Consider the following 414-nt stretch of genomic DNA (forward strand, 5'->3'; position numbering starts at 1 on the left):
TACCATCTTGCGGATGCCTTTCAGACGGCGCATCTTGTTGATGAACAGCTCCATGATGATGATGGTCGTAACGGGGAACAGGATGGGATGGTCCTTTATCTGGTCGATTTCGAAGACGATGAAGCGTTTCGTCAGCAGGTCAAGCTGCTTGTCCGAGTTGAGCAGGAAGTCGTACTCGCCGCCCCGGTAATAGGGTTCCAGCACGTTCAGGAAGCCCGCCAAATCAAAGTCCTTCTCCCGTACCTGCTTTTCCTCCAGTATCCGCCGGTAGTCCGACTTCACAAACTCGTAGAAGGTGTTGAACGAGGGTTCTTCCACTTCCCCCGCCTTGATGCGCTCGATGTAGAGCGACACGGCGTTGGACAGCGCCACCTCCTCTGAGCGGGTTGCCGGTTCATTGTCCTTCTTCCACAA

General features: G+C 54.6%; 1 pseudogene. It reads right to left on the reverse strand.

Going from position 1 to position 414, the window contains the following annotated elements:
• Positions 1 to 414, reverse strand: a pseudogene (locus M3090_RS15660) (conjugal transfer protein TraG); the annotation flags it as partial.

Origin of the sequence: Bacteroides sp. ET71, from assembly GCF_023336905.1 — a bacterium.
Lineage (GTDB): Bacteria > Bacteroidota > Bacteroidia > Bacteroidales > Bacteroidaceae > Bacteroides.